Source organism: Burkholderia sp. YIM B11467 (assembly GCF_052952715.1).
On record NZ_JBQVSQ010000007.1, the window covers coordinates 139,554 to 146,508 of the forward strand.

Annotated in this window: 6 protein-coding genes; 2 read left to right on the forward strand and 4 right to left on the reverse strand. The window is 70.0% G+C overall.

What is annotated here, in order from left to right:
- Positions 1-8: 8 nt before the first annotated feature.
- From ACTRWB_RS23910 to ACTRWB_RS23925, 4 genes are read right to left on the reverse strand one after another with little or no spacing between them, the layout of a single operon-like run.
- Positions 9-632: an ABC-type transport auxiliary lipoprotein family protein gene (locus ACTRWB_RS23910; protein WP_446903360.1), complete on the reverse strand. Its 624-nt coding sequence runs from the start codon at positions 630-632 to the stop codon at positions 9-11.
- 38 nt (positions 633-670) lie between these two features.
- Positions 671-1,600, reverse strand: a complete 930-nt coding sequence (locus tag ACTRWB_RS23915; RefSeq protein ID WP_446903361.1) for an MlaD family protein — start codon at positions 1,598-1,600, stop codon at positions 671-673.
- A gap of 27 nt (positions 1,601-1,627) precedes the next feature.
- Positions 1,628-2,503 (reverse strand): ABC transporter ATP-binding protein, encoded by an 876-nt coding sequence (locus tag ACTRWB_RS23920; RefSeq protein ID WP_412022956.1) that lies wholly within the window; start codon positions 2,501-2,503, stop codon positions 1,628-1,630.
- Positions 2,500-3,624: an MlaE family ABC transporter permease gene (locus ACTRWB_RS23925; RefSeq protein ID WP_129513064.1), complete on the reverse strand. Its 1,125-nt coding sequence runs from the start codon at positions 3,622-3,624 to the stop codon at positions 2,500-2,502. The genes ACTRWB_RS23920 and ACTRWB_RS23925 overlap by 4 nt, the downstream gene beginning before the upstream one ends.
- Before the next feature lie 282 nt (positions 3,625-3,906).
- Between ACTRWB_RS23925 and ACTRWB_RS23930 the strand changes: the two genes are divergently transcribed.
- Positions 3,907-5,976 carry a bifunctional 2',3'-cyclic-nucleotide 2'-phosphodiesterase/3'-nucleotidase gene (locus tag ACTRWB_RS23930; RefSeq protein WP_446903362.1) on the forward strand — a complete coding sequence of 690 codons (2,070 nt, stop codon included), beginning with the start codon at positions 3,907-3,909 and terminating at the stop codon, positions 5,974-5,976.
- A gap of 8 nt (positions 5,977-5,984) precedes the next feature.
- Entirely contained in the window at positions 5,985-6,830 is an 846-nt protein-coding gene (locus tag ACTRWB_RS23935; RefSeq protein WP_446903363.1) for a tetratricopeptide repeat protein, read from the forward strand.
- The last annotated feature ends 125 nt before the right edge of the window (positions 6,831-6,955 follow it).

A 6,955-nucleotide genomic window follows, 5' to 3' on the forward strand; every position in this document is an offset into this window, starting at 1 on the left:
GGCACGCGTCACGGCGTGCCCGCGTACGCCTGCATGCCGACCCACGCGGCGATCTGCGACACGAGCTCGTCGCTCGCCGCCGCGAGCGCGCGCGCACCGCCGGCCGCATCGGGCGTGCTCGACGGCGCACGCGCGACGAACGTGCGCTGGCCGAGCACCTTGCCGTCCAGCGTCAGCGTCGCGCGCGCGGTGACGGCGCCGTGGCTCTGCGACTGGCCGTCGAACACCTGCTCGAATTCGTTCAGGTCGACCTTGAGGGTCGGTGCGCGCACGCCGTCGGAGCCTTCGAGCACCGCGCCGCGCGCCGACAGCGCGCCGCGCAGCCGCTGCGTGAGCAGTTGCGCGGGCGGTGCCGTCCAGCGGCTGTCGCGATAGACGGCCACGTGCTGCGCATCCGCGTACGCGAGGCGATACGCGAACTTGTCCGAATCGAGCGCATCGGGCGCGGCGACGTCGAGCACCTTCAGCGCGGGGCCCGCGCCGGCCGTCACGACCGAAGCAGCCGGCCCGAGGTCGTAATGGACATTCGACAGCGCCGCGCTGTTGCCGGCGCACCCGGCCGCAAGCGAGAGCGTCAGCACGGCGAGCGCGGCCGCGGCCGGACGCAGCGCGCGGTCAAGGATTCGTGGCATGGCGTGTTCCTGCATGATGTTTCCGGTTTCGATGGGCGTCACTGCCCGGCCGTCGCACCCGGCCACACGAAGCCCGCTTCACCGGGCCCGGGCGCCGAGCCAGGCGTACCGAACAACAGACTGCGCGGGTTGCGGCCGAGTTCACCGGCGACGTCCTTCAATTGCCGCGACGCGTCGCCGACACTGCCGGCCAGCGCATTGAAGCGCGGCAGCGTGTCGTACTGCACGCGCGCGTTGAGATCGTTCAGTGCGACGCCGACCTGCTCCGCGGCCGTGCCGGCCTTGTTCAGGTTCGACACGAGCGGCCCGTTCGGCTGCAGCAGCGTGTTCGCCGACGCCATCGTGCGGTTCACCTGGTGCATCGTCTCCGGCAGCGCGGCGACGGCCGGGGCGAGCTGCTTCGACAGCGTCGTCGCGCCGTCGGCCGCGTGCTGCAGGCTTTCGGCGGTCGCGCGCAACTGCTCGCGCATCTCGGGCGACATCAGCGCGTTCGCGCTCTTCGCGGCCAGTTCGAGCTGCCGCAGCAGCACGTCGCCGCGCTCCTGGATCTGGTCGAACAGGCTCGGCCGCATCGGGATCTGCGCGATCGCCTTGGGCGACGACGGCAGCGGCGCCAGGTCGCGGCCCGTATCCTCGAGCTGCACGAACGCGATGCCCGTCACGCCCTGGAAACCGAGACTGCCGTAGGTCGACTGCGTGATCGGCGCATCGTGGTCGACGAGAATCCGGATCCGGATCTGGCCCGGATGCGTGCGATCGAAGCCGATCGACTGCACCTTGCCGACGTCGAGGCCGCGAAACCGCACGGCCGCGTCCGGGAACAGCCCCGTCACGTTGGTGCGCGCGAGCAGGTCGTACGGCACGCGCACGGTGCGGTCGACGTTGAACCAGAACACGGTGCCCGCGATCGCGAGCGTCAGCGCGATCGTGAACAGGCCGGCCCAGAACGCATGTGATTTGTTTTCCATTCGCGGATTCCTTGCTCCTTGCCTTGCCTACAGCTCGACGCTCGACAGCGCCGGTTCGAGGGCCGCCTTCGGCAGCTTCGCGCGCCGCTCGGGCGGCAGCGCCTGCAATGCGCGGCGCCCGCGCAGCCCCAGGAAATATTCGTGGATGAACGGATGGTCGACGTTCGCGACCTCCTCGACCGGCGCGGCGACCAGCACCTTGCGGTCGGCCAGCACCGCGACGCGCGTCGACAGCGCGACCATCGTGTCGAGATCGTGCGTCACCATCACGACGGTCAGCCCGAGCGTGCGGTGCAGCGTCGCGATCAGCTCGACGAATTCGTCCGATGCCTGCGGGTCCAGGCCGGCCGTCGGCTCGTCGAGGAACAGCAGTTCGGGCTCGAGCGCGATCGCGCGCGCGATGCCGACCCGCTTCACCATCCCGCCCGACAGCGCGGCCGGCATCTTCGACGCGTGCTTGCACGGCAGCCCGACCATCTCGAGCTTCAGCATCACGATGTCGTGCAGCAGGTCCGGCGGCACGCGGCCGAGCTCGCGCAGCGGCTGCGCGACGTTGTCGAACACCGTCATCGACGAGAACAGCGCGCCCTGCTGGAACAGCATCCCCGAGCGCGTGCGCATCATCCGCGCGCTCGCGTCGTCGATCGTCGCCGTGTCCTCGCCGAACACCTTGATCGTGCCCGACGTCGGCCGCTCGAGGCCGAGGATCTGCCGCACGAGCGTGGTCTTGCCCGAGCCCGAACCGCCGACGACCGACACGATCTCGCCGCGCCGCACGTCGAAGTCGAGCTTCTGGTGAATGATGTTGCGCCCGTAGCGCTTCGTCAGGTTGCGCACCTCGATCACGAGGTCGCCGGTATCGGCCGGAGCGGCATCGGCCGCCGATTCGTTCGACGCGTTCATCCGAGCCCCACGTTCTGGAACAGGATCGCGAACACCGCGTCCGCGAGGATCACGACCGTGATCGACGACACGACCGACGTGGTCGTGCCTTCGCCGAGGCTCTGCGAGTTCGCCTTGATCCGGAAGCCGAAATGGCAGGCGACCAGCGCGATCAGCATGCCGAACACGACACCCTTGCCGACGCCGATGTACAGGTTGGCGATCGGCACGACGCCCGGCAGCGAGCGCACGAAATAGTTGACGTCGATCCCGAGCACGAGCTTCGCGGCGAGCGCGCCGCCGGTCAGCGCGATGATGTTGGTCCACATCACGAGCAGCGGCATCGCGACGCCGAGCGCGAGCACGCGCGGCAGGATCAGCCGCAGCCCGTGCGGGATGCCCATCACGCGCATCGCGTCGAGCTCTTCGGTCACGCGCATCACGCCGATCTGCGCGGTGATCGCCGAGCCCGAGCGGCCCGCGACGAGGATCGCCGACAGCACCGGCCCGAGTTCGCGGATCACCGACAGCCCGAGGATGTTCACGATGTAGCGGTTCGCGCCGAACATCTGCAGCTGCTGCGCGGACAGGTAGCTGAGCACGATGCCGATCAGGAACGCGACGAGCGCGGTGATCGGCAGCGCCTGCGCGCCGGCGCTGTAAATGTTCGCCGAGGTTTCCTTCCACGGCATGGTCCGCGGGCGGCGCAGCACCGACAGCGCATCGAGGATCACGAGGCCGAACATCGCGATGCCGCCCTGCAGGTGTTCGCCGAACGAGAAGATCGCCTGGCCGAGCCGCGTGACGGGATCGAAGCGCACGACGCGCTCGGGCGCCTCGCGCGCGCTGTCGAGCCGCTCGATGCGCTCGAAGATCGTGCGCTGCGTGGCGCTCAGCGCGACGCCGGCCGGCAGCTTGCGGCCCCACACGCGCCACAGTGCCTGGCCGCCGACGTGGTCGAGCCGCTCGATGCCGGACAGATCCCATTCGCTCACGCGCCCGGAGCCGATGCTCGCGACGCGGCGCGCGACCGCGCCGCGATTGCGCGCGAGCGCGAGCGCGGTCCACTGGCCGTACAGGCGCACCGTCCGGCCCTGGCCGCCGGCGTCGACCGACAGGCCGGGAGGAGTCTCGAAGTCCAAGGGCAGGTTGTTTGCAAAAGGATGACAGCGGCCATTGTAGCGAACCGCCCGGCGCCGCGACGTGAGGATTTCCGTGGGGGCGCCTGGCTGGGGGCGCCCGGCCCGGGTCTGCTCGTCGGCCGCCGCACACCGCCGCCCGCGGCCGGCGTCATCACCTTTCATTCTTCCGTCACGTTTCCTTTCGATACTCTCACGCGCCGCACCTCAGGCCGTCGGCGCCCCGCGCCGCCATTGTGTTGCGCACCTCGCCAAAACAGAACAGAACACCGAACAGGACAACCGATGCGTTTCCCCCCGCTTTCCCGCCGCCGCGTACCGGCCGCCACCGCGCTCGCCAGCCTCGCCTTTGCCCTCGCCGGCTGCGGCGGCGACGACATCTCCGCCCCGCCGCCGTCGCAGCCGCAGGCCCAGACGCCGGTCGGCACGAAGGCCACGCTCGCGCTGCTCGAGACGACCGACCTGCACACCAACGTGCTGTCGTACGACTATTTCAAGCTCGCCGCCGACAATTCGCTCGGCTTCGAGCGCGTGTCGACACTGATCGCGCAGGCGCGCGCGCAGTATCCGAACACGCTGCTGCTCGACAACGGCGACACGATCCAGGGTACCGCGCTGTCGGACTACCAGGCACTCGTGAAGCCGGTCGGCTGCGACCAGACGCTCGCGATCTACAAGGTGATGAACGCCGCGAAATTCGACGGCGGCGGGATCGGCAACCACGAATTCAACTACGGGCTGCCGTACCTGTCGCAGGTGACCGGCAACACGTTCGAGGTCGACGGCCTGCCGGCCCCGGCCCAGCAGAAGAAGTGCGCGGGCCCGAACTTCCCGCAGGTGCTCGCGAACGTGATCAGCGCAAAGACCAACGCGCCGCTGTTCACGCCGTACACGATCCTGACCCGCACGGTGACGGCGACGACGCCGGACGGCAAGACGGTCAGCGCACCCGTGAAGATCGGCATCATCGGCTTCACGCCGCCCGCGATCATGAACTGGGACAAGCGCTGGCTCGACGGCAAGGTCTACACGACCGGCCTGAAGGAAGCCGCCGAGAAGTACATTCCCGAGATGCGCGCGAAGGGCGCCGATCTCGTCGTCGCGATCTCGCACGGCGGCCTCGACAACTCCGCGTATTCGCCGACGATGGAGAACGGCAGCTGGTGGCTGTCGACCGTGTCCGGCATCGACGCGATGCTGATCGGCCACTCGCACCAGGTGTTCCCGGACGCGAACAGCACCGTGTCGCAGTTCAACCTGCCGGGCGTCGACAAGGTCAAGGGCACCGTCAACGGCGTACCGACCGTGATGGCCAACTACTGGGGCAAGCACCTCGGCGTGATCAAGCTCGGCCTGAAGTTCGACGGCAAGGCGTGGAGCGTCGACAAGTCGCAGACGACCGTCGAGGCGCGACCGATCCAGAACGCCGACAAGTCCTACGTCGCGGCCGATCCGTCGGTATCCGCGGCGATCGCCGCCGAGCATCAGGCGACGATCGACTACGTGAAGACGCCGATCGGCTCGACCGACTACCGGATGAACTCGTACTTCGCGGATGTTGGCGATCCGGGCGCGATCCAGATCGTCAACGAGGCGCAGGCCGACTACGTGAAGACCTACGTGCAGACGAACCTGCCGCAGTACGCGTCGCTGCCGGTGCTGTCGGTCAGCGCGCCGTTCAAGAGCGGCTTCGGCGGCGGCAGCGACTACACCGACGTCGCGCCGGGCGCGCTCGCGATCAACAACGCGGCCGACCTGTACCTGTATCCGAACACCGTGTACGCGGTGAAGGTCAGCGGCGCCGACGTGAAGAACTGGCTCGAGACGGCCGCGAAGCGCTTCAACCGGATCGACCCGACCAAGGCGACCGTGCAGCCGCTCGTCAGCACCTTCCCCGGCTACAACTTCGACATGTTCACGTCCGCCGATCTCGCGTACGAAATCGACGTCACGCAGCCGCTCGGCAGCCGGATCAGGAACCTCACGTACAAGGGCGCGCCGATCGACCCGAACGCGCAGTTCATCGTCGCGACCAACAACTACCGCGCGAGCGGCGGCGGCAACTTCCCGGGCCTCGACGGCAGCAAGACGATCTTCGCGTCGCCGGATGCGAACCGCGACGTGCTGATCGCGTTCGTGAAGCAGCGCGGCAAGATCACGCGCACGGCCGACGGCGCGCAGCGCAGCTGGCGCTTCACGAAGCTCGCGAGCTCGGTCGCGCACGTGCAGTTCGCGTCCGCGCCGAACCGTCTCGGCGACGCGGCGGCGGCCGGTCTGGCCGGCATCACGCAGGTCGCGGCCGACGACGGCTCGGGCAAGAACCTCGCCATTTACGAGATCGACCTGACGCAATGAGACACGCGATGCAACCGATCCGGACGATGCGGCCGGCCGAAACCGGCCTCGCCGCCGCCGCGCGGCGCCTGCTGCGCACGAAACTCCCGCCGGCCGCGCTGCTCGCGGCGGCGGCCGTGACCGTCGCGGCCGTCGTCGCGGCGACCGGCCTGCGCGGGGCCGGCCCCGCGCCGAGCGCCGCGCAGCTCGACGAGTGGCAGGCGATGGTCACGCAGGCCACCGAGCCGCACGCGCTCGCGCAATTGCGCACCCTTGCACGCCGCGGGTCGGGCGCCGCGCAGGCGGCGCTCGGCATCGCGCTCGTCGACGCGCGCGAGCCGGGGCTGCGCGACGAGGGGCGCGGCTGGCTGGAAACCGCCGCGCAGGCCAACGGCAAGGCCGACGCAGCGGCCGCGCGGCGCGCGCAGCTCGCGCTCGGCAAGGCACTGCTGCTCGGCAGCGGCGACATCCCGAAGGACTACGCACGCGCCCGCGCGCTGCTCGGCGAAGCCGCCGAACAGGGCGACCCGGCCGCCGCGTATTACCTCGGGCTGATCTATCGCAGCGGCTACGGCATCGCCGCCGATCCGGTGCAGGCCGCGCACTGGTTCGGGATCGCGTCGCGCGCGGAGATCCCGGCCGCGGACTTCATGCTCGCGAACGCGTACCGCGACGGCAGCGGCGTGCCGCGCGACGACGCGCACGCACTGGCGCTGTATCGCCGGGCCGCCGAACACGAGTTGCCGGAAGCCGTGCAGACGCTCGCGATGGCCTATCGCAACGGCGAGCTGGGACTCCGGCCCGACGCGGACGAATTCCACGCGCAGTGGATCGAAACCGCGCATGCGCTGAAGCACCCGGTCGTCGCGCCGTGACGGTTCGCCTGACCGCACCAACGCCAACGCCCGCCAGCGGGACCGCGGCCGCCTGACGCGCATGACCCGCGCCCCGCGATCGTCCGGAACCGGAACCGATCGCGGGGCGCGGGCGTGGGGGGGCG

Coding starts and splice junctions, on each gene's coding strand:
- ACTRWB_RS23910 (WP_446903360.1), bottom strand. CDS start 632: ATGCCACGAATCCTTGACCGCGCGCTGCGTCCGGCCGCGGCCGCGCTC.
- ACTRWB_RS23915 (WP_446903361.1), bottom strand. CDS start 1,600: ATGGAAAACAAATCACATGCGTTCTGGGCCGGCCTGTTCACGATCGCG.
- ACTRWB_RS23920 (WP_412022956.1), bottom strand. CDS start 2,503: ATGAACGCGTCGAACGAATCGGCGGCCGATGCCGCTCCGGCCGATACC.
- ACTRWB_RS23930 (WP_446903362.1), top strand. CDS start 3,907: ATGCGTTTCCCCCCGCTTTCCCGCCGCCGCGTACCGGCCGCCACCGCG.
- ACTRWB_RS23935 (WP_446903363.1), top strand. CDS start 5,985: ATGCAACCGATCCGGACGATGCGGCCGGCCGAAACCGGCCTCGCCGCC.